Annotated in this window: 18 protein-coding genes; 9 read left to right on the plus strand and 9 right to left on the minus strand. The window is 43.8% G+C overall.

Annotated features, from left to right (window positions below; all coding sequences use genetic code 11):
- Positions 1-265 precede the first annotated feature (265 nt).
- The 4 genes from msbA to kdsB are packed head-to-tail and all read left to right on the plus strand — an operon-like array spanning position 266 to position 3,942.
- Positions 266-2,014 carry a lipid A ABC transporter ATP-binding protein/permease MsbA gene (gene msbA / locus B7360_RS11550; protein WP_085343549.1) on the plus strand — a complete coding sequence of 583 codons (1,749 nt, stop codon included), beginning with the start codon at positions 266-268 and terminating at the stop codon, positions 2,012-2,014.
- Positions 2,015-2,019: 5 nt separating this feature from the next.
- Complete coding sequence (lpxK, locus tag B7360_RS11555) at positions 2,020-3,027, plus strand: tetraacyldisaccharide 4'-kinase (RefSeq protein WP_085343603.1); 1,008 nt, start codon at positions 2,020-2,022, stop codon at positions 3,025-3,027.
- Positions 3,008-3,187 carry a Trm112 family protein gene (locus tag B7360_RS11560; protein ID WP_085343550.1) on the plus strand — a complete coding sequence of 60 codons (180 nt, stop codon included), beginning with the start codon at positions 3,008-3,010 and terminating at the stop codon, positions 3,185-3,187. Before lpxK ends, B7360_RS11560 begins: the two co-directional genes overlap by 20 nt.
- Positions 3,187-3,942 (plus strand): 3-deoxy-manno-octulosonate cytidylyltransferase, encoded by a 756-nt coding sequence (kdsB, locus tag B7360_RS11565; RefSeq protein ID WP_085343551.1) that lies wholly within the window; start codon positions 3,187-3,189, stop codon positions 3,940-3,942. The genes B7360_RS11560 and kdsB overlap by 1 nt, the downstream gene beginning before the upstream one ends.
- A 77-nt stretch (positions 3,943-4,019) precedes the next feature.
- On the opposite strand, the gene B7360_RS11570 is transcribed toward kdsB, so the two are convergent.
- The 9 genes from B7360_RS11570 to B7360_RS11610 form a co-directional block, all read right to left on the minus strand.
- Complete coding sequence (locus tag B7360_RS11570; protein WP_006742146.1) at positions 4,020-5,579, minus strand: SpoVR family protein; 1,560 nt, start codon at positions 5,577-5,579, stop codon at positions 4,020-4,022.
- Positions 5,580-5,590: 11 nt separating this feature from the next.
- Positions 5,591-6,862, minus strand: a complete 1,272-nt coding sequence (locus B7360_RS11575) for a YeaH/YhbH family protein (protein ID WP_005390656.1) — start codon at positions 6,860-6,862, stop codon at positions 5,591-5,593.
- 47 nt (positions 6,863-6,909) lie between these two features.
- Entirely contained in the window at positions 6,910-8,844 is a 1,935-nt protein-coding gene (locus B7360_RS11580) for a PrkA family serine protein kinase (protein ID WP_005390658.1), read from the minus strand.
- Between the two features lie 486 nt (positions 8,845-9,330).
- On the minus strand, positions 9,331-9,831 hold the full coding sequence (locus tag B7360_RS11585) for a YfbU family protein (RefSeq protein WP_005390659.1): 501 nt from the start codon (positions 9,829-9,831) through the stop codon (positions 9,331-9,333).
- A 136-nt stretch (positions 9,832-9,967) separates the two neighbouring features.
- On the minus strand, positions 9,968-10,633 hold the full coding sequence (locus B7360_RS11590; protein WP_006742143.1) for an energy-coupling factor ABC transporter permease: 666 nt from the start codon (positions 10,631-10,633) through the stop codon (positions 9,968-9,970).
- A 154-nt stretch (positions 10,634-10,787) separates the two neighbouring features.
- Positions 10,788-11,528: a pyruvate formate lyase 1-activating protein gene (pflA, locus tag B7360_RS11595; RefSeq protein WP_005390663.1), complete on the minus strand. Its 741-nt coding sequence runs from the start codon at positions 11,526-11,528 to the stop codon at positions 10,788-10,790.
- A 211-nt stretch (positions 11,529-11,739) separates the two neighbouring features.
- Positions 11,740-12,717, minus strand: a complete 978-nt coding sequence (locus B7360_RS11600) for a lipid A deacylase LpxR family protein (RefSeq protein WP_085343552.1) — start codon at positions 12,715-12,717, stop codon at positions 11,740-11,742.
- A gap of 152 nt (positions 12,718-12,869) precedes the next feature.
- The gene (gene pflB / locus B7360_RS11605; RefSeq protein WP_005390666.1) at positions 12,870-15,146 is read right to left on the minus strand and encodes a formate C-acetyltransferase; all 2,277 of its coding nucleotides are present in this window, start codon (positions 15,144-15,146) and stop codon (positions 12,870-12,872) included.
- 305 nt (positions 15,147-15,451) lie between these two features.
- Positions 15,452-16,999 carry a DUF3360 family protein gene (locus B7360_RS11610; RefSeq protein ID WP_005390668.1) on the minus strand — a complete coding sequence of 516 codons (1,548 nt, stop codon included), beginning with the start codon at positions 16,997-16,999 and terminating at the stop codon, positions 15,452-15,454.
- 455 nt (positions 17,000-17,454) lie between these two features.
- Here B7360_RS11610 and B7360_RS11615 point away from each other — a divergent pair, with 455 nt between their 5' ends.
- From B7360_RS11615 to B7360_RS11635, 5 genes are all read left to right on the plus strand, one after another.
- Positions 17,455-18,930, plus strand: coding sequence for a 54K polar flagellar sheath protein A (locus B7360_RS11615; RefSeq protein WP_085343553.1), 1,476 nt, complete (start codon positions 17,455-17,457; stop codon positions 18,928-18,930).
- Positions 18,931-19,194: 264 nt separating this feature from the next.
- Positions 19,195-19,965: an ABC transporter ATP-binding protein gene (locus B7360_RS11620; RefSeq protein WP_005378438.1), complete on the plus strand. Its 771-nt coding sequence runs from the start codon at positions 19,195-19,197 to the stop codon at positions 19,963-19,965.
- 82 nt (positions 19,966-20,047) lie between these two features.
- Positions 20,048-20,818: an ABC transporter substrate-binding protein gene (locus B7360_RS11625; RefSeq protein ID WP_012841998.1), complete on the plus strand. Its 771-nt coding sequence runs from the start codon at positions 20,048-20,050 to the stop codon at positions 20,816-20,818.
- 81 nt (positions 20,819-20,899) lie between these two features.
- Complete coding sequence (locus tag B7360_RS11630; RefSeq protein ID WP_006742137.1) at positions 20,900-21,640, plus strand: ABC transporter permease; 741 nt, start codon at positions 20,900-20,902, stop codon at positions 21,638-21,640.
- Between the two features lie 3 nt (positions 21,641-21,643).
- A complete protein-coding gene (locus B7360_RS11635) occupies positions 21,644-22,321 on the plus strand; it encodes an ABC transporter permease (protein WP_005390676.1) in 678 nt (225 codons plus the stop codon).
- Positions 22,322-22,466: the final 145 nt, after the last annotated feature.

Raw genomic sequence — 22,466 nt, forward strand, 5'->3', positions numbered from 1 at the left:
CTTTCACGCTTAGTCATAATGTCACCTGTTTTAGTATCGAGATGATCATACATCACCTCTTAATCAGGTGGCCAAATTCACTATGCCACTTCACTTGACATTACTTGGCTTGATACTGGGGAATATGGTCAGGTAAGCTTCTCTATTCACCGTGATAATTGGCGCTCAGAAACCAAACGTAGCGATACATTTGAGCCTTGGTATAGGCAGATGCTGCGTAAGGGAGTAGAATGAGAGTCTTAATGTAAGAAAATAAAGCACTTCTATGTCGATAAATACTGATGAAACGACTTGGCAGACGTTTAAGCGTCTATGGCAATTTATTCGCCTTTACAAGTCAGGTCTTGTCGTTGCAGTCATTGCATTAGTTATTAATGCTATATCAGATACCTATATGATTTCCCTATTAAAACCATTACTAGATGAAGGTTTTGGGAACGCTGAATCTGATTTTCTACGCACGCTTCCATTGATTATTTTTGCCATGATGTTTGTCCGTGGCATAAGTGGATTTGTCTCCACATACTGTTTGAGCTGGGTATCCGGCAATGTGGTTATGCAAGTCCGCCGCATGGTATTCAATCACTTTATGCATATGCCAGTGTCTTACTTCGATAAGGAAAAAACGGGCAATTTATTGTCACGTATTACCTACGATTCAGAGCAAGTATCTGCGGCAACCAGCCAGGCGTTAGTGAGCATCGTTCGCGAAGGTGCAAGTATCATTGGCCTGTTAGTCCTGATGTTTTACTACAGCTGGCAGTTGTCGTTAGTGCTGTTTGCTGTTGGTCCTGTTGTCGCGTGGGGTATTGGTGTCGTTTCTAAACGTTTTAGAAACATATCCAAAAATATGCAGACAATGATGGGCAACGTAACTGCGTCAGCAGAGCAGATGCTGAAAGGCCATAAAGTCGTGTTGAGCTACGGCGGCCAGGATATCGAGCGTCAACGATTTGAGAAGGTCAGCAACCAAATGCGTCAACAAAGCATGAAGTTGGTGACGGCTCAAGCGGCGGCTAACCCTATCATCCAAATGATTGCGTCACTTGCTATTGTTGCCGTTCTTTACTTAGCAAGTATTGACTCGATTAAAGAGCAACTGACTCCAGGTACATTTACCGTTGTCTTCACTGCGATGTTTGGTTTGATGCGTCCGCTTAAAGCGCTTACTAACGTTACCTCTCAGTTCCAACGTGGTATGGCCGCGAGCCAAACGCTCTTTGCGTTGATTGACCTTGAGCCTGAGAAAAACGAAGGTAAGTTGACAGTTGAACGCGCAAATGGCGATGTTTCAGTTAAAAACGTAAGCTTTACTTATACTGGCGCAGAAAAGCCAGCATTGGAAAATGTCAGCTTCGATATTCCAAGAGGGAAGACCGTTGCGCTGGTTGGTCGTTCCGGTTCCGGTAAAAGTACCATCGCGAACTTGTTCAATCGTTTCTATGATGTTGATAGTGGCTCCATCACATTAGACGGACATGATATTCGTGAATACGAGTTAAAGAACTTGCGTCAGCAGTTTGCGCTAGTATCACAAAATGTGCATTTATTTAATGACACGATTGCAAACAATATTGCTTACGCAACGGATGGAAAATACGAGCGCAGTGATATCGAGAAAGCGGCAAAACTCGCGCATGCAATGGAATTCATCAGCAAAATGGATGATGGACTTGATACCATGATTGGTGAAAATGGCGCGAGTCTATCTGGTGGTCAACGTCAACGTGTCGCTATTGCACGTGCTCTATTGCGTGATGCACCGGTATTGATTCTTGATGAGGCGACCTCTGCTTTGGATACGGAATCAGAACGCGCTATCCAAGCTGCATTAGATGAGCTGCAGAAAGACAAAACGGTACTCGTGATTGCGCACCGCTTGTCAACTATCGAGAAAGCCGATGAGATTCTTGTGGTTGATGATGGCGCCATCATTGAGCGTGGCAACCATGCCGATCTTATTGCAAAAAATGGTGCGTATGCACAATTGCACCGTATTCAGTTTGGTGAATAGACGTGGTGGTTGAAAAAATCTGGTTTGAAAACCATCCAATAAAATACCTCTTGTGGCCGCTTTTGTGGCCACTGAGTGTATTATTTGGAGCAATAAGTAAGTCTAAGCGAAAGCAATATCAAACAGGCCGTAAGCAAGCCTACAACGCGCCTATCCCTGTTATTGTTGTCGGCAATATCACGGCTGGTGGTAATGGCAAAACACCAGTTGTGGTTTGGCTTGTTGAGCAACTGCAACAGCTTGGGCTTAAGCCAGGGGTCGTTTCTCGTGGCTATGGAGCAAAAGCGCCTGCCTATCCGTTAGTGCTAAAAGAAGATACGCCTGCGAAACATTGTGGTGATGAACCTAAGTTGATTCATCGCCGCACAGGAGCACCTGTTGCGGTAGACCCGGTGCGTTCAAATGCAGTGAAAGCACTGCTAGAGTCGGGTGTAGATATCATTATTACGGACGATGGGTTACAGCATTATGCGTTAGGCCGTGATATTGAGTTAGTGATTGTGGATGGGAATCGCCGATTTGGGAATGAAAGCCTCATTCCGCTTGGCCCACTTCGTGAAGGGGTCGAGCGTCTTGCTGAAGTCGACTTTATCATCACCAATGGCGGTCAAGCACATACGGGCGAAATCGCAATGACTTTAGCGCCATCTAAAGCCATTAACCTCAAGACTAAGCAACTTGTGGACGTTTCTGAATTAAAAGAGCTAGTGGCATTTGCAGGGATTGGGCATCCACCACGATTTTTTCATACACTAAACTCGATGAACGCAGATGTTAAAGTCACAAAAGGTTTTGCTGACCATCAAGACTTTAACCAACAAGAATTAGAAGCATTGGCTCAACAAGGAGCCAATGTGATTATGACCGAGAAAGATGCCGTCAAGTGCAGCCATTATGCGCAAGATAATTGGTGGTATCTGCCTGTATCTGCCCAGTTTGAACCAAACGATGCAGAGCAAATTTTAAATAGAATAAAAGAGGTTAAAGCGGCTTATGGATCACCGTCTGCTTGAGATTGTAGCTTGCCCTGTTTGCAAAGGTAAGCTGACGTACGATAAAGAGAATCAAGAGTTGATCTGCAAATTGGATCGCCTCGCTTACCCAATCAAAGAGGGTATTCCCGTTCTGCTCGAGCCTGAGGCTCGTACTATGAATATGGATGAGGGACGCTAATGTCTTTTACGGTTGTCATTCCTTCGCGTTACGCATCGAGCCGTTTGCCTGGTAAACCGTTAGCGGATATTGGCGGTAAGCCAATGGTTCAGTGGGTTTACGATCAAGCGCTACAAGCGGGTGCGGAAGATGTTATCGTGGCAACTGATGACGAGCGTGTTGCTGATGCTGTCTCGTCGTTTGGTGGTAAAGTCTGTATGACCTCTCCTAACCACGAATCAGGTACTGAACGCCTTGCTGAAGTTGTTGAAAAAATGGCTATTCCTGCAGACCACATTATTGTTAATGTGCAAGGGGACGAGCCTTTGATTCCACCGTCTATCATTCGTCAGGTTGCTGATAACTTATCGGGATGTGATGCTCCGATGGCGACATTAGCCGTAGAAATAGACTCAGAAGAAGAAGTGTTCAATCCGAATGCAGTTAAAGTTGTGGCTAATGAGCAAGGTTATGCGATGTACTTTAGTCGAGCAACTATCCCTTGGGATCGCGATAACTTTGCCAAACAAGACAAAATCATTGCCAACCCATTAATGCGTCATATTGGTATTTATGCTTATCGAGCTGGTTTTATTAATACGTATGTAAACTGGGCTCCGAGCGCATTGGAGCAGATCGAGTGCCTTGAGCAACTACGAGTGCTTTGGTACGGTGAAAAAATTCATGTAGCGGTAGCGAAAGAAGCGCCAGCAGCCGGCGTTGATACGCCAGAAGATCTAGAGGCGGTGCGCGCTATTGTGGCGAAGCAAGCATAACTAAAGGTCACATTGAATTAAGAACGAGAAAGGCTCCTGAATTAGGAGCCTTTTTGTTGCTTATGCCCAAGTATTAGTTAGATGTTTGTGTCATATTGATTCCGTTTAGGGCAGGTCGCTAAGACTTCTCGGTGACCTGTGTCTTTTACTTCTTGCAGAATGACATCAAATCCCCACAATCGGTATACGTGTTTCAGAACTTCTTCGTAACTGTCATCAAGCGGGATTCGGTTATGAGGTACGTATTGCAACGTGAGTGAGCGATCACCACGAACATCGACATTAAATACCTGAATGTTTGGCTCAAGATTAGATAAGTTGTACTGAGCGGCTAAGGTTTCTCTAATGCGTTTATAACCCATCTCATCGTGTATCGCGGCGACTTCAATAAAGTTTTTGTGGTCATCATCGTTGATCGCAAACAGCTTGAAATCACGCATTAATTTCGGAGAAAGGTATTGGCTAATGAAGCTTTCATCTTTGAAATTATGCATCGCGAAATGTACCGCATCTAACCAATCGGTTCCTGCCAAGTCCGGAAACCACTCCTTGTCCTCATCAGTGGGTTCTTCACAGATACGTTTAATATCTCGGAACATAGCAAAGCCCAAGGCGTATGGATTAATACCATTAAAGTAAGGACTGTTATAAGGCGGTTGAGCTACTACACTGGTATGGCTATGTAAGAACTCTAGAATGAACTTTTCGGATACCAAACCCTCATCGTAAAGATGGTTGAGAATGGTGTAATGCCAGAATGTTGCCCAGCCTTCGTTCATGACCTGCGTTTGTTTTTGCGGATAAAAATACTGACTGATTTTGCGTACAATCCGCACGACTTCACGTTGCCACGGCTCTAGTAGCGGGGCATGCTTTTCGAAAAAGTAGAGCAAGTTTTCCTGAGGCTCGCTTGGGAACCGCTCTTTAAGATCTTCCTCTTTGGTTTTGGCTCTTGGTACTGTGCGCCACAATTCATTCACTTGAGACTGTAAGTATGCCTCGCGTTCTTCTTGTCGCGCTTTCTCTTCGGTAATGGAGATTTTTTCTGGTCGCTTGTAACGATCCACACCAAAGTTCATTAAGGCGTGGCAGGAGTCGAGCAGTTTTTCCACTTCCTGTACTCCATATCGCTCCTCACATTCAGCCAAATACTTTTTGGCAAACAGCAAATAATCGATGATGGAGCTAGCGTCCGTCCAGGTTTGGAACAGATAATTACCTTTGAAGAAAGAGTTGTGCCCGTAACAAGCGTGAGCAATCACTAGCGCTTGCATTGTCACGGTGTTTTCTTCCATCAAATAGGCGATACACGGATTGGAGTTAATGACAATCTCGTAGGCTAACCCCATTTGACCATGCTTATAGTTCTGTTCCGTTTGGATGAACTTTTTACCAAACGACCAGTGGTTGTAATTGATGGGCATACCAATACTTGAGTAGGCATCCATCATTTGTTCGGAAGTAATCACTTCTATCTGGTTAGGGTAAGTGTCTAGGCGATAGTGTTGTGCGACACGCTTAATCTCTTTGTGGTAGCGTTCCAACAGCTCAAATGTCCAATCCGGTCCATCTGGCAGCATTTTACTATTACGCTTCTTAGGTGCCTCTCCTGAGAGGTTTTTCGTTGCGGTACTCATCGCTAGCCTCCTTACGCCGTTTCTTTTTGGAATAGTTCACGGAAGACTGGGAAAATATCCTCCACAGAGCGAATGTTTTTCATTGCGAAGTTCGGAAATTCATCGGTGAGTTTTTCGTACTCATGCCATAGAGTTTGGTGCGAGCGTCGCGTAATTTCTATGTAGGAGTAGTACTGACAGTTTGGCAGTAGTTTGTTCACTAATAGATCGCGGCATCTTGGCGAGTCATCTGCCCAGTTATCGCCATCAGATGCTTGCGCAGCATAAATGTTCCATTGTCCAATTGGATAGCGCTCTTTTACGATTTCGTCCATCAGTTTCAATGCGCTGGATACAATAGTGCCCCCGGTCTCTTGCGAGTAGAAGAACTCGTGTTCGTCCACTTCTTTCGCTTGGGTGTGGTGGCGAATAAAGACGACGTCTACATTCTCGTAAGTACGAGTTAAAAACAGGTATAACAGAACGTAAAAACGTTTTGCGATGTCTTTCGTTGCTTGATCCATCGAGCCCGATACGTCCATCAAACAAAACATCACAGCTTGACTAGATGGTACAGGGCGTTTTTCATAGTTTTTAAAGCGTAAGTCGAAGGTGTCAATAAATGGAACCCCCTCAATTTTCTTACGCAGCTCTTCAATTTCAGCCTTCAAGCGGTTCTCTTCAAACTGCTGAGCGGGTTCAATGTTTTTGATACGAGCAAGTTCATCTTCTAGCTCTTTGAGAAGACGTTTCTTACCTGCGGTCATTGCCGTACGTCGTGCAAGAGATTGTTGTAGCGAACGTACTACCGCAATGTTTGAAGGGATACCAGCAGTTTGAAAGCCTGCGCGGTGCGTTTTCCATTCAGTAATTTTGGCAATTTGGTTTTTTTCTAGATTAGGCAGCTCGAGATCTTCGAACAAAATATCTAGGTACTCATCTTTTGATATTTGGAATACAAATTCGTCTTGGCCTTCTCCATCTGGACTGGCATTGCCTTCTCCCGAGCCACTACCTTGACCGCCACCTTTAGGACGCTCAATTTTATCACCAGTAATGAACTGGTCATTGCCGGGATGAACTCGTTCGCGAACACCACCTTTGCCTTGATGAAAGATCGGCTCATTGATGTCTTTGTGAGGGATAGAGACGTCTTCGCCCGTTTCCGTATTCGTAATCGAGCGTCGATTCACTGCGTCTGCTACCGACTCTTTTATTTGCTCTTTGTGGCGCTTCAAGAAGCGCTGTCGATTAACAGCGCTCTTGTTCTTGCCATTGAGCCTTCGGTCTATAAATTGCGCCATGAAATAGCCCTCTTCATGTTTCACAAGCGACCTAACTCAATACTGGGTTAGGATGACTTACGTACTCGTAGGTACCACTCAGAAAGTAGGCGAACCTGTTTCTCGGTATAGCCTTTTTCCATCATGCGAGCGACAAAGTCGTCATGCTTCTTCTGATCTTCAGAAGAGGTTTTCGCATTAAATGAGATAACCGGAAGTAGCTCTTCAGTATTGGAGAACATTTTCTTCTCGATTACTGTGCGCAGTTTTTCGTAGCTGGTCCAAACCGGGTTTTGACCATTGTTATTCGCTTTCGCACGAAGCACAAAGTTAACGATTTCGTTTCGGAAATCTTTCGGGTTAGAAATACCAGCGGTTTTCTCGATCTTCTCTAGTTCAGCATTCAGTGAAGAGCGATCAAATAGCTGACCAGTTTCTGGATCTCGGTACTCTTGGTCTTGAATCCAGAAGTCTGCGTAGGTGACATAGCGGTCGAAGATGTTCTGACCGTATTCAGAGTAAGACTCGAGATAAGCGGTCTGAATCTCTTTACCAATAAATTCAACGTAGCGAGGCACTAGGTAGCCTTTCAAGAACTCGAGATATTTCTCTGCCGTTTCAGCAGGGAACTGTTCACGTTCAACCTGTTGTTCAATCACATAGAACAGGTGTACAGGGTTGGCTGCCACCTCGGTTTGGTCGAAGTTAAATACGCGCGACAAAATCTTAAAGGCGAAACGTGTAGAGAGACCATTCATGCCTTCATCGACACCCGCATAATCACGATACTCTTGATAGCTTTTTGCCTTTGGATCGGTGTCTTTGAGCGTTTCACCATCGTAGACGCGCATTTTTGAGAAAATGGATGAATTTTCAGGCTCTTTCAGGCGTGAAAGAATACTGAATTGCGCTAGAGTTTCGAGCGTGCTTGGAGAACAAGGAGCCTGAGACAGCTCACTGTTTTCAAGCAGTTTTTGGTAAATTTTCACTTCTTCGGATACGCGGAGACAGTAAGGTACTTTTACAATGTACACACGGTCGAGGAAGGCTTCGTTATTTTTGTTGTTACGGAAGGTCTGCCACTCAGATTCGTTCGAGTGAGCCAGAATCATACCGTCGAATGGAATCGCAGATAGACCTTCAGTACCGTTGAAGTTACCTTCTTGCGTTGCCGTCAATAGTGGGTGAAGTACTTTGATCGGCGCTTTGAACATCTCAACGAATTCCATTAAACCTTGGTTTGCTTTACACAGCGCACCGGAGTAGCTGTAGGCATCTGGGTCGTCTTGCGAATAATGTTCGAGTTTGCGGATATCGACTTTACCAACCAGTGATGAAATATCTTGGTTGTTTTCATCCCCAGGTTCTGTTTTAGCAATACCGATCTGATCGAGAATTGAAGGGCGAACTTTCACTACCTTAAATTTAGTGATATCGCCGCCAAATTCATGAAGGCGCTTAGCGGCCCATGGCGACATAATCGAGCGAAGATAACGTTGCTCGATGCCATATTCTTTTTTCAAAATATCGCCGTCTTCCGTGGCTTTGAATAGACAGAATGGATGGTCATTCACTGGGCTACGTTCGCCATTAGCAGTAAGAACATAGATAGGCATCTGTTCCATCAAAGCCTTAAGTTTTTCAGCAAGTGAGGACTTACCACCGCCGACAGGACCGAGTAGGTAAAGGATCTGCTTACGTTCCTCTAAACCTTGCGCCGCGTGTTTTAGGTAAGACACAATTTGCTCTATGGCATCTTCCATACCATAAAAATCTTTAAAGGTTTCATAACGAGAGATAACACGATTCGAGAAGATGCGGCTCAATCTCGGGTCTTTTGCCGTATCGATTATCTCTGGTTCACCGATCGCCATCAGTAGGCGTTCTGCTGCATTAGCATAAGCGCTTTTGTCATCCTTACACAGGGCTAGAAACTCCTGTAACGACATCTCTTCATCTTTTGCAGCTTCATATCTTGATTGATAGTGGTCGAAAATACTCATGTCGCTTTCCCCTTTAATAGTCAGTCTACCGACGAACGTTGATTCAGGCTTTCCCACCTATTGTTATGCTCCTTGTTGTTTGAATATACGTCCTGTTATCACATTTGGTTCGTACAGAATGTAAGATTGGCGACACCAAAGACTTTGCTTTATGGACAGTTTTTTCATTACAACGGTGAGCGGTGGGTATGAATCTTTCAATCACAGCCTTTCTCTACTTAAGCCTAGTCGGGGATTTGCAATTTTGCTTAACAATTATGAATTTATTGCAAAAGTGACATTTGAATCACTCTTTCACTGAAGATGAATTTATGTCGTGAATAGGTGCAATAGAAATCAGATATTTGGCAAAGACAGAAGGGTCTCAGTGATTCATTGCTCTACATCGCACAAGGGAAGCGTAAGAAGGTGAAAAAGCAGCGGTAAGGTTGTGACAGGGCAAATAAAAAAGGAAAGCGAGTGCTTTCCTTTTCGTAGACGAATAGTTTATGCGCTGAAGATTTGTGCAAGCTCGTTTTCGCATAAATGGTACTGACGAGGGCAGTTGCGCCAAGTTTGTAGCATACGACGGTATTTATCCAGCATTGGCATTTGGCTGTTAAAGTGATGGTCTGCTTTATCAAATTGAGGGTACAGACCTTCAGAATCAATAAGGAAGCGTACGTAATGGACTTGTTGGGCCTCTGAAGCAATATCAAACCCAAGGAACTGCAAGCGGCGCTGATCCACTTTGTTACGATCTTCGGTATCGAGCATGTTGTAAGATTCTTGCATCGCGTGATACATCTCCATAACGTCGATGATCTCACGACACTCCGCTTCTGACAGACAGCCGAAATCTTTATTCAACTCACGCATTTGTAGCTCATAGCCACGTTCAACGATCGTTTGTAAGCGTTTGTATTTGGCCGCATTACTTGGATCAAGTTGAGACATAAGGTTGTATTGGTTTGATAGAATCAAACGTTGAGCGTTTGACATTTCCATGATGACCTCACTAGATATCTAATACATTTTTAATGTGCTTAGGTTAACGCTTAAGACATGAGTGAAACATGATCTCAACACATATTTAATACTAAAAAATGGCAAGAACTGTCACTTTTGACCAGTTTAAAAACACTTATTTATGGTAATGATTGTATATGTAGTCTCGGTCTGAAAATACTCTTAGCCACTCTGGCTTGAATACGGTTAAAACCGCCAGTGACATACCATTTAATAGGCCCTCAGGGAAGGCAAGCAACGGTACAAAAATAAAGTAGTTATGTTGAATGGTTTCCCAATCGTAATGACCAACCGATAAATGGTAAAAGGAGTTAATCAGCAGATGCAGGCTTCCTGTTATCGCGCCGTTGAAAAAACCTGCAACGAAGATGAATACAAAAATGTTTCTTGGCAAGTAGTGATAACTCAAAAGAAAGACGAGGTAACTAATGAAGATAGGAAGCAGGGCAGACAATACTAAAGATGTGGGTAACTGCAACAACGACACATCATGTAGCAGGTGGTTGACCAGCATTGCGGGGATACTGATTAGAAAGGCCATACGCCAACCATACATCATCGTCAGCGTTGTTAGCGCGAGAAAATGAATCTGTAGTCCTTCTTTTACGCCAGCTTGGGTTGCCCATAAGATGCTGAAAAAAAAGAGTGTTGCGAAAACGAGGTGCTGAAATGCTTTTTCCTTTTCAAGCTTGGGCCAAACGACTTTTTTCCAATCTGGTAGACAGTAGGCGAGCACTATCCAAAGTATGACAACCAGAGAGCCCAAGTTAAACCAATCCATGTTACTTCCTTCCTATGCGATCATGACGCAATCATTTCTATTGTTCTTTTTATACCTAAATCACCTCATAGAGATTCATTGAAGGTACTTAGGTATAGTTAAAAAAATACCAGCATATTGCTGGTATTTTAAAGAGGTTAGTCTTGCTGTTCACTTAGTATTTTACGTTATCGTTGTACTGCGCAAGAATGGATTGAATCTCGTCCATCGTTTCTTTCGGTGGAGGGTTTACCCCTTCGAGTGGGTATTCTAAGCCCAATGCTTCCCATTTATGGGCACCCAATTTGTGATAAGGAAGTAACTCGACCTTTTCGATGTTATCCATATCTTTAATAAACTCACCAAGCATGTGTGCCGCTTCAGGGTCATCCGTGTAACCAGGCACGACTACATAGCGAATCCAAGTTTTCTTTCCGATTTTTTGCAAGTAACGAGCAAAGTCCAATGTACGTCGGTTCGATACGCCGATGAGATCTTGGTGCACTTCATCTTTCATGTGCTTGATATCAAGCATTACTAAGTCTGTTGCATCCAGTACTTCATCAATAACATCAGTGTGTTTACGAACATAGCCGTTCGTATCTAGACACGTATGAATACCTTCTGCTTTAGCTGCGCGGAAAAAGTCCCGTACAAATTCAGGTTGAAGCATCGCTTCGCCGCCAGAACAAGTAACGCCACCACCTGATGCATTCATGAAGTGGCGGTAACTTTTCGCTTCGGAAATGATCTCTTCAACCGTAACTTCTTTGCCATCATGCGTATCCCATGTATCGCGATTGTGGCAATACTTACAGCGCATCAAACAACCTTGCAAGAAGACGATAAAACGAATACCAGGTCCGTCTACGGTACCACATGACTCAAATGAGTGAATACGACCAGTTGTTGACATCTTTTGCTCTCATTACTAGTAAATTCTAGCTGTTATTTTATTACAAAAAGCAGGGTTAAAACAGCTTTGTCGGTACTAAAGGCAAGGTTATGTGAAGAAAGAAAATAGATAGACCAATCTAAATAAATGCTTGATCACAGGGTTGGTTAATACCAAACGAGAGAACTTGCCTCGTATTTAGATTGGTGCGGATACAGGGATAAGTCAGCTTTTAGAAAAAGGCGAACACAGAGAAGGAGCCTGTCCCATAAACATCAGTTTGGGATTCTTCATAATCTGGCGTTTTTATCGTAAAGGTTAGGCTTGCACCGTAATTTTGGTTATACCAAGTTGCACCCGCTACGGCGCTTGCTTGCCAATTTTGCAGTGTGACGTCGTATGGCGCGGATGGCTCAGGAATACCAGGGCGATCGCCTTCGATGGTCATGTCATTGAAACGGTAACGACCTTCAAACCCCGTAAATAAGAACCAGCTTGAAGTATCCTGTGCGAGCATACTCGCTGAGAACGGGCTCTCAACACTAATATTGGCGGCTCCGATGCTGCTTGCTAGGTTTGTACCCCAACGAAACATGACGCCTTGAGAGATATCACTACGGAAGTTACCCGCATTGATATCGTTAATGTTGGTGATTTCCCATTGCGTTTTTTGTTCTTCGCTGCGCATCAATTTATTAAATACGCGGTAGCCAAGGCTAAACGCCACTTTATCGTCGATCTGGTAATCCCAACCTTGTGGGTCAGTCGAGCCTGTTATGCCGTGAACGATTTCTTGCGCTTTTTCTGAAAGCGAACTTTCACCTGTTGCACCGATGGTGAAGTTGTAGCGGACGGCTTTGTCATCAGTCAGAGAAAGATAGTTGATCTCAGTATGTAGATAACCCGCATATGGGCGATCATTGACCAGTGGATAATCCGCTTCAATGTCGCTCGGAGTCCACATTTTGTGGCCAAGAACCAACTCTATTTTATCGATATTGGCGTGTTCTGAGTCAGCCAGACTCAGCCATTTCCATTGGCTTTCTTGTTTCAGTTGGCCTGTTGCGTAGGAAAGAAAAATACCATTTGTGTAGTCTTGGTCGACGCCGAAAATACCATCATTGTCGAGTGTAAAAGAGACCGTAGACTTAGTGGATGCCATCGCAACTGGAGAAAGAAGAGTAAGAACAATTAATTTACTGAGTTTCATATACTTTATTTACTAACTTTTTTCGCATCATACGTAAGAATGTGGGCAAAATCTTTCGTAATATCACAACTTTCATTCAAGAAATAAAAAAAGGCTGATGCTTAGAAGCATCAGCCTTTGTTGTATCACTAAAACGTTATTTCACTAAAGTCTTATAGAGACTCTGTGAATGTACGTGCGATTACGTCAGCTTGTTGCTCTGCAGTTAGAGAGTTAAAGCGAACAGCGTAACCAGATACACGGATTGTTAGCTGAGGGTATTTCTCTGGGTGCTTAACGGCGTCTTCTAGAGTTTCGCGGTTAAGAACGTTCACGTTTAGGTGTTGACCACCTTCGATACCCGCTTCGTGGTGGAAGTAACCATCCATCAGACCGGCAAGGTTAGCGCGTTGTGAACCCTCATCTTTACCTAGTGCATTAGGTACGATAGAGAATGTGTAAGAGATACCATCTTGTGCGTCAGCAAACGGCAGTTTTGCAACTGAAGTTAGTGATGCTACGGCACCTTTCTCATCGCGACCGTGCATTGGGTTAGCACCTGGAGCAAATGGAGCACCAGCACGACGACCGTCAGGTGTGTTACCAGTTTTCTTACCGTAAACCACGTTTGAAGTGATAGTAAGAATTGACTGAGTAGGGATTGCATCACGGTAAGTCTTAAGCTTACGGATTTTGCCCATAAATACAGAAACAAGTTCACATGCGATATCATCAACGCGTGGGTCGTTGTTACCAAATTTAGGGTAATCACCTTCGATTTCGAAGTCGATTGCTAGACCGTCTTCGTCACGGATTGGCTTAACTTTTGCGTATTTGATTGCAGACAGAGAGTCAGCCGCAACAGATAGACCAGCAATACCACAAGCCATAGTACGTTTAACGTCACGGTCATGTAGAGCCATTAGTGCCGCTTCGTAGCTGTACTTGTCGTGCATGAAGTGGATAGCGTTTAGTGCAGTCACGTACTGCTTCGCTAGCCAATCCATGAAGTGGTCCATTTTCTCCCACAACTCATCGTAGTTCAGGACATCGCCTTCGATCTTCGGCATTTGTGGACCAACTTGGATTTTTAGCTTCTCATCCACACCACCGTTGATGGTGTAAAGCATAGTTTTCGCAAGGTTAGCACGAGCACCAAAGAACTGCATTTGCTTACCAACAACCATTGGAGATACACAACATGCGATTGCGTAGTCGTCAGAGTTCATGTCTGGACGCATTAGGTCGTCGTTTTCGTACTGGATTGAAGAAGTATCGATAGACACTTTCGCACAGAACTTCTTGAAGCCTTCAGGTAGTTGCTCAGACCAAAGAACAGTGATGTTTGGCTCTGGAGAAGGACCCATTGTGTATAGTGAATTTAGGAAACGGAAGTTTGTACGAGTAACTAGCGTACGACCGTCAAGACCCATACCACCCATAGACTCAGTTGCCCAGATAGGGTCGCCAGAGAATAGATCATCGTACTCAGGAGTACGTAGGAAACGAACCATACGTAGTTTCATTACGAAGTGGTCGATCATTTCCTGAGCTTGTTCTTCTGTGATGCGGCCAGCAGCGATATCGCGCTCGATGAAGATGTCTAGGAACGTAGAAGTACGGCCTAGAGACATTGCCGCGCCGTTTTGAGATTTAACAGCAGCTAGGTAACCGAAGTAAGTCCACTGGATAGCTTCTTGTGCAGTTTCAGCAGGACGAGAAATGTCACAACCGTATTTTGCAGCCATTTCTTTGATTTGACCTAGAGCACGGTGTTGCTCTGCGATCTCTTCACGAAGCTGCATTGTCATTTGTAGGTCTTCGCCGTTCTCGAAACGCTCTTGTAGAGAAGAGAACTGTGCGAATTTATCCTTCATTAGGAAATCAATACCGTATAGAGCAACACGACGGTAGTCACCGATGATACGACCACGACCGTATGCATCAGGAAGACCAGTCAATACGCCAGACTTACGACACGCCATGATTTGTGGAGTGTAGATGTCGAAAACGCCTTGGTTGTGAGTTTTACGGTATTCTGTGTAGATTTTCTTAACTTGTGGGTCAAGCTCGCGGTTGTAGGCTTTGCATGAACCTTCAACCATACGGATACCACCGTTAGGGATGATCGCACGTTTTAGAGGAGCGTCAGTTTGAAGACCTACGATAGTTTCTAGGTCTTTTTCGATGTAGCCTGCATCGTGAGCAGTGATGGTAGAGATAACTGAAGTATCAAAATCAACAGGAGCGTGAGTCGCGTTCTCTTGTTTGATGCCTTCCATTACCTTAGCCCAAAGCTTGTTAGTCGCTTCAGTACCTTCAGAAACTAGGAAAGATTCGTCGCCTTCGTACGGAGTGTAGTTCTTCTGAATGAAATCACGAACGTTTACTTCGTTTTGCCAGTCGCCTGCAGCAAAACCTTCCCAAGCTTTAGCAAATTGCTCTGCCATGACATACCTACCTTTTTAGTAGAAAAAAATACGTACTGCTTCGCCGTTGAGCCAGCTATCCCCAAGTTAAAGAGGGGAACAGTACACTCTTATGAATAACAATATTTATAGTCTTAAATTTAAATGTTCGAGTTACAAAACTATAAATATTGTCACTAGTTTTAACGTTTCTCTTTTTAAGCAACAGTTAGAGGTTAAACTAAAATTTTTTTGCAAACCTTAAACTAAATCAATAAATCCTCAAAAATCTCGATAAAAATGGGGTAGCGACTAGCGCTACCCACACATTTTCTGAACTGTCAGCTTTACAGCCAAGCTTGGATGCCATATTGACCTTCAAGCATACCAACTGCAAGCATAGCAACTAAACAGATAATAAGTACGCTTACTGGGATCACAATCTTGTCTACAAACGACAAGCGAGACGCGCGCTCTTTATCACCAATTAAGCCGTTGTTATCTAAAAGCATAGTTAGTGCCCAAGCTAGAACAGGGTTAACGACTGCTGAACCAAAGATACAGATGCCTGCTGCTTGTGAATCTTTTGAGTCTTTCACCATCTGCATGCCTGCTTCAAGTAGTGGTAGAGATACACCAACGAGAAGAGCAACGCGCATAACTGGTGGCCATACAGCAACATCCATAGGGAAACCAAGGATTGCAACAATAATACATAGAGAACCTAGTAAGATTGCACCGCCAGGAATAGGGCGCTTCGCGATTGCTGCAGGGATCATGTAAGTCCCCCAAGATGATGTGATGTTACCACCACCGACAGCGGTACCGACCATTTGGCGCACAGAACACATTGTCATTGTGTCATCAACGTCCATCAGTACTTTTTCACTCTTACGTGGGTAGTTCATTTCTTGGAAGATGCGGTGACCCAAGAAGTCAGGAGACCACATTGCTACAGCAAGAATTGCGAATGGTAGAGAAGCAATGAAGTGTTCCATATTAGGAAGACCAAGCATCCAACCTTCTTCTGTTGAACCCCACCAGTAGATTGGGTTTAGGTTTGGAAGACCCGTCTCGGTTACGAATTTAATATCGAAGCCTGCGCCAAGAACAAGTGCGATTGCAAGGCCAGTGAAGGCACAAACAGGGATTGCTAGCCAGCGTTTGTTCACTTTAGCAAGGAACGCGTATAGGCCAATGGTAACCGCAAGAACGATTAGACCGATGTAACCCATGCTACCTGCGGCAACTGTGTCGGATTGCAAACCAACAGCCCAAGCTTGAATGGAATTAATTTGGCTCATCGTTCCGGTTAAACCCAAGAAGATGAGAAGGCCACCAGCCGTACCTTCAGAGGTGAGGTTAACCAGTTTTGAACCACCTTTTAACAGGCTCAGAATTAAACCAAACACACCAATAAGAATTGCCAATGCAAGAGGGTGAGCACCAGCTAGCGCGATGGTACCAATAAGAGGGATCATTGGGCCGTGGTTACCTGCTAGGTTGGCTTTAGGGTTAATAAAGCCAGAAGCAAGTACACAGAAAAGAAGTGCAGGGATGAGCATCTCTACACGGGCAACTTCGATGGCGAAATCTTTGCCCAGATTAACATGGTCCCATGCGGCAGTTAGGCCTTCAGCCCAAGACATCATTACCGCAGAGTACATTGCGATAATACCAATCGTACCGGCAAGTGCTGGAACAAGATCTTCAAGTTCAAAACGGAAGTCACGACCTGGCAAGTTTAAGCCGAAACGACGCGGCTTCATAATTTGTAGTTCGTGGTCTAGGTAGTCTGAACGGCTTGCGAACTCAGATGCTGGACGATGAAGCTCACGGTAGCTCTTGGTCTCGATATCTGAATCAGAGTGCGTTTTGTTAACTGCGTCTGACATAGATTCCTCATATATTTAAAAGTTATGAATTCTTCATTCAATTGTGTTAATCCGCATCCTGCGGCACGCTTATGCTAGCTATTATTAGATTTGTTACACGTCGACATTGTGCCTAAGCATAGCTAATAACTTATTGTGTTGAGGCACAAAAAAATCCTCATCTTTTGGCAGGAGTCTAGCAAGATAGCCATTTAGGGTGATTGATTTAGATCACTTTAAGAATGGTTGTGAAATAAAACTACAGAAAGTTTCTGGCATGCGAATGAGATGGTGAAATCTTGTGTAATTTCATTACACAAGTTGCATAAAATTAGAATTTGTTGCTCTTATCGTTCTGGGATGCAGGGTAAATATCAATATTCATGATGATTATATAAAGCTGGCTTTATTCTTGCTTTCTACAGGGCAAAGACGATTTTTTGGCTAATCATTGCCGCTCAGTTTAGGAAAAAGACATGAAACAGCTTAAAGTACTGCCACTAGTGGCAATCATCTCAGGGTTAATGGTCGGTTGTGGCGGCGGTGGCGGTGGCGGCGGTGGTGCTGCGCCGAAAACAGCGTTTACTTTTGATTTTGCTATACCAGCAACAATGACTGAAAGTGAAGCTACTGCGAAAGGTTGTACGGTGTATGACCACAAAACTGAGCTGAACGGTGATAAAACGGTTTTAACCTATAGCGCAGCGTCAAAAGAGCAAGTGACTAACTATGTTATCGGTTACTACTCTGATGCAGATGGCAAAAGAGCCGGAGACATCATCAAACCAACCACTGATAACTTTAAGTTTTATCTTGAAGATATTCCTGACGGCGGCTTTGTAACGTTTCAAGCAATAGAATTTAACGGTAGAGAAGCTCGCGTAAATACGTTTTCAAAAGAATTCTTACAAGATAAGAAACTACGTAATGCCACGTTTGCCCTTAACCGAGACTCTTTGAACAAGTGCTTTACTGGCGGTAACTTAGCAAGCAATAAGTTTACTAACCTAGATTACCGAAATGCTGAATCAGGTGGTGGAGACTACAACTTTGTCTCGCAAACCGATGTTTTCACGTCACCTAACCCTGATATGTTGCCTACCGATGAGCTTATGGGGCTTAAAGGTGAGCCTACGGCGTTGTTCCAGTATGAATCTGGTTCAAGCGACAAAGCGCTTTACCAGTATGGTATTGGTTCGTGGGGGACTGGTGAGATCGCCTTAGTCAGAGCGGATAATACGTCAAACATTTATTCGTCTTCTGATTATACTTACGACACTCTCCACATTGGTTTTATTACTAACGGCTTTGCGTATGATGCGCTGAAGCTAGATAAAACGGCCGTTGAATATAATCGCCCTAGTGCAACGAATAAAGAAACTTGGGTCTACATGGCGTTCTCAGAGAATCAAGTTAATGGTTGGGACTCTCTACTTAACGAAACGGTCTCTGATGGATGGGATATTGACGTTGATCCAAGCTCTTACTTAAATATTGATAACCTGCCAAACACAAAACCAAGTGTATCAACACAAGGAAGTGCAGACTCGGTGATTGATCTGGACATGGGTTTAACATCGTCTACAGAAGGCTTTACTCGTGTCGCTTACTTTGCGGCTTCAGGCGACTATAAAGTCACACATCGTATTTTCACAAAGAGCGACAGTGACTCTGTTGTTGTTCCTGAGCTCCATTACTACAATTTCCCAACATCAGCCGTTAACGGTTTGAAAGTTTCAGCTTCGGACGATTTTAATCGCACTGCTTTGGTATTGAGTGACGATAGCAATATCGACTCTAAAGTTTTCATGAGCTTCTTTTCTAATGGTGAAGCGTCAGAGCCTGAGCTAGATGAAGACTTGGATGGCATCATTACTTCTGAAAAAGAAGGCCTAGAAAATGAAGTGACGTTACGTACTTCAAACTCATTGGTAGTCAGTCGTTTTAATTAATTCATTACGACCCTAAATAAGTTTCAATTAACACTTTTGTAAATTTATTAAGCCCCTTCTAAAGGGGCTTTTTTATATTTAATATTCAGCTTTTGAAGAATAAGTTGCTATATATTGCATATTAATTTGGCTATCGTATCTTTCTATTCGAATTATTTAGGTTAATAATTTGTTGCAAGTTTCAGGGTGTGGTGCTAATTTGTTCCGAATTAGAGAGGGCGGAGTCCCTTAATTGCAGTGACAAAAACACAGGGAGTAGAGCGCATGAATGATGTACCAGCGCTAGATATAAAAGACCTGCACAAAACATTTGGACAAAATGAAGTTCTCAAGGGAATTTCTCTTGCCGCGCACAAAGGAGATGTCATCTCCATCATTGGCTCTTCCGGTTCTGGTAAGAGTACCTTTCTTAGATGTATCAACTTGCTAGAAACGCCTACCGCAGGCGAAATTTGGGTGAATGGTGAATTAATCCAAATGAAGAACAACCGAGCAGGGGAATCTGTTCCTGCTAATGAAAAGCAAGTGCAACGTATTCGCTCACGTCTAGCGATGGTGTTCCAAGGTTTCAACTTATGGTCACACCTGACAGTACTAGAAAACGTGATTGAAGCCCCTGTTCATGTTCTAGGCGTACCAAAAGCCCAAGCGATTGAAAACGCAGAAGTCTTGCTTAAGAAAGTAGGCCTATATGAGCGTAAAGACTATTATCCTGGACACTTATCTGGCGGTCAGCAGCAACGTGCCGCTATTGCCCGTGCGCTAGCAGTTGACCCTGAAGTGATGTTGTTTGACGAGCCAACCTCTGCGCTTGACCCAGAACTAGTTGGGGAAGTATTAGGGGTAATGAGAGATTTGGCAGATGAAGGACGAACCATGCTGGTGGTCACGCACGAAATGGCGTTTGCGCGAGACGTATCAAACCATGTGATGTTCTTGCATCAAGGCTTAGTGGAAGAACAGGGAAATCCAGCTAAGCTATTTACAAACCCGGATTCAGAACGATTACAGCAGTTTATCTCATCCATTTACTAATATTTTTAGGCGGCAGACTATTGCCTCCTAAGCCAGCACAACAAACAAAACGAAATAAAATAGCAATCACAGGAGTATGGAAATGAAAAAGTGGTTATTAGCAGCAACGATCGCTGCAACGGCAGTATCTGGTGTCGCTCAAGCGAAAGAATGGAAAACAGTTCGCTTTGGCATTGAGGGTGCTTACCCTCCGTTTAGCTGGACAGAAACGGATGGTTCTCTGAAAGGCTTCGACGTAGACATGGCCAACGCGCTTTGTGAAGAAATGCAAGTGAAATGTAAGATTGTCGCGCAAGATTGGGATGGCATCATTCCTTCTCTATTAGCGCGTAAGTACGACGCAATCATCGCTGCGATGTCTATTACTGAAGAACGTAAGAAGAAAGTCGATTTCACTGGCAAATACGCACTGATTCCAAACAAATTTATTGCCAAGAAGGGTGCGAATCTGGATTTTGACAACCTAGATGGTAAGAAAATCGCCGTTCAACGTGCAACAACACACGACAAATATCTGACAGATAACTATGGCGATAAAGTAGAAATTGTTCGTTACGGTTCTTTTGATGAGGCTTACCTAGATTTAGCCAATGGTCGTGTTGCCGCTGTATTGGGCGACGCCTCTGCTCTAGAAGAAGGTGTGCTTAATAAAGCGGGCGGCGACGCGTACGAGTTTGTTGGTCCGTCACTGACCGATCCTAAGTGGTTCGGTGAAGGTTTTGGTATTGCCGTGCGTAAACAAGATAAAGATCTAACGAAGAAATTGGACGCGGCGATAATTTCACTACGTGAGAAAGGTGTTTATCAAGAAATTGCTGGTAAATACTTTAACTACGATGTGTACGGTGAATAAACCGTAATTAAGCGACCGTTGGCTTGTTCCTAGAAGTAGTCAACGGTCGATTTTTTGAGTTTAGGGATTAGGAACTCACCTATGCTAGATTTACAAGGATACGAAGCTTCGATTTTAAAAGGGGCTTTAGTAACGATAGAAGTTGCAGTGCTTTCACTCCTTCTTGCGGTGATCTTAGGTATGCTTGGCGCATTAGCTAAGCTAGCGCCTTACAAATGGGCAAGGGCGATTGCCACTCTTTACACCACCGTCATTCGCGGCATTCCAGATTTGGTTCTGATGATGCTGATTTTCTTTGGTGGACAAATACTTTTAAACAATAGCCTGTACTCCATTAACGAAACGCTCAATGAGTGGTTTGCTTCGAGTGATCCAAACCATGAATGGACGTCTTACTTACCCGACTATATTGATGTCAGCCCATTTATTGCAGGTGTACTCACGATTGGTTTTATCTTTGGTGCCTACATGGCGGAGACTTTTCGCGGAGCGATCATGGCGGTGGACAAAGGTGAACTAGAAGCAGCAAAAGCTTATGGTATGAGCTCAGCCTTATCGTTTAGAAGAATCTTACTGCCTCAGATGATTCGTCATGCATTACCTGGATTTGGTAATAACTGGTTAGTGTTACTCAAGACCACTGCGTTAGTGTCCATCATCGGCCTGGATGACATGGTGAGAATGAGCTCGTTGGCGGCAGGTACGACGAAAATGCCGTTTACCTTTTACATGGCTGTCGCGCTCATCTTTCTGTTTTTTACCAGCGTTTCGACCGGGCTACTCAAGCTTGTTGAGCGTAAGTTCAGTATTCATGCGAGGTAAGTTATGGATTTTTCTTTGATTATTGAAAGCTTCCCAACTTATCTTCAGGGACTTTGGACGACAGTTTGGCTGGTAGGATTAGCGTTGGTTATCGGTTTGTGTGTCTCGATTCCATTAGCCGTGGCACGTAATAGTACGAATTATGCCTTTAGCTTACCTTCTTGGGGATTCATTTACTTTTTCCGTGGAACACCGTTGTTGGTCCAGTTGTATTTGATTTATTACGGTATGGATCAGTTCTTTCCTGTGAAAGATACCTTGTGGGAAAACGCCTGGTTTTGTGCTTTAGTCGCTTTTATTCTTAATACGTCGGCTTATACAGCAGAAATTATTCGTGGTGCGATTAATGGCTTGCCCAAAGGTGAAGTAGAAGCTGCCAAAGCGTATGGGATGAGTAAGTTTATGACATACAGACGTATCATCTTGCCTAGTGCACTGCGTCGAGCATTACCAGCTTATTCAAACGAAGTGATTTTCATGCTGCACGGTAGTGCGGTCGCGGGTATCGTTACCATTATGGATCTAACTGGCGCTGCGCGTTTAGTTAACTCACGTTACTATGCGCCATTTGAATCTTTCCTTACGGCGGGGCTGTTCTACATGGCACTGACGTTTATGATCTTGTGGTGCTTTAAAGTGGCAGAGAAGCGCTTCTTAGCTTATCTGCGTCCTTTAAGCTAATTATCAATAGAGGCAATAGCACCGGAGTGGGTGCTATTGCTTTTGATAATTTTGTTATCTTCATTCCTATTTTTCCAGCCGATGTAGAAGACTCTTTCTTATTATTCATTAACTTACATTAACATTCGATAAACTCATTGTTTAG

This window comes from Vibrio sp. ArtGut-C1, assembly GCF_002105475.1.
GTDB lineage: Bacteria > Pseudomonadota > Gammaproteobacteria > Enterobacterales > Vibrionaceae > Vibrio > Vibrio diabolicus.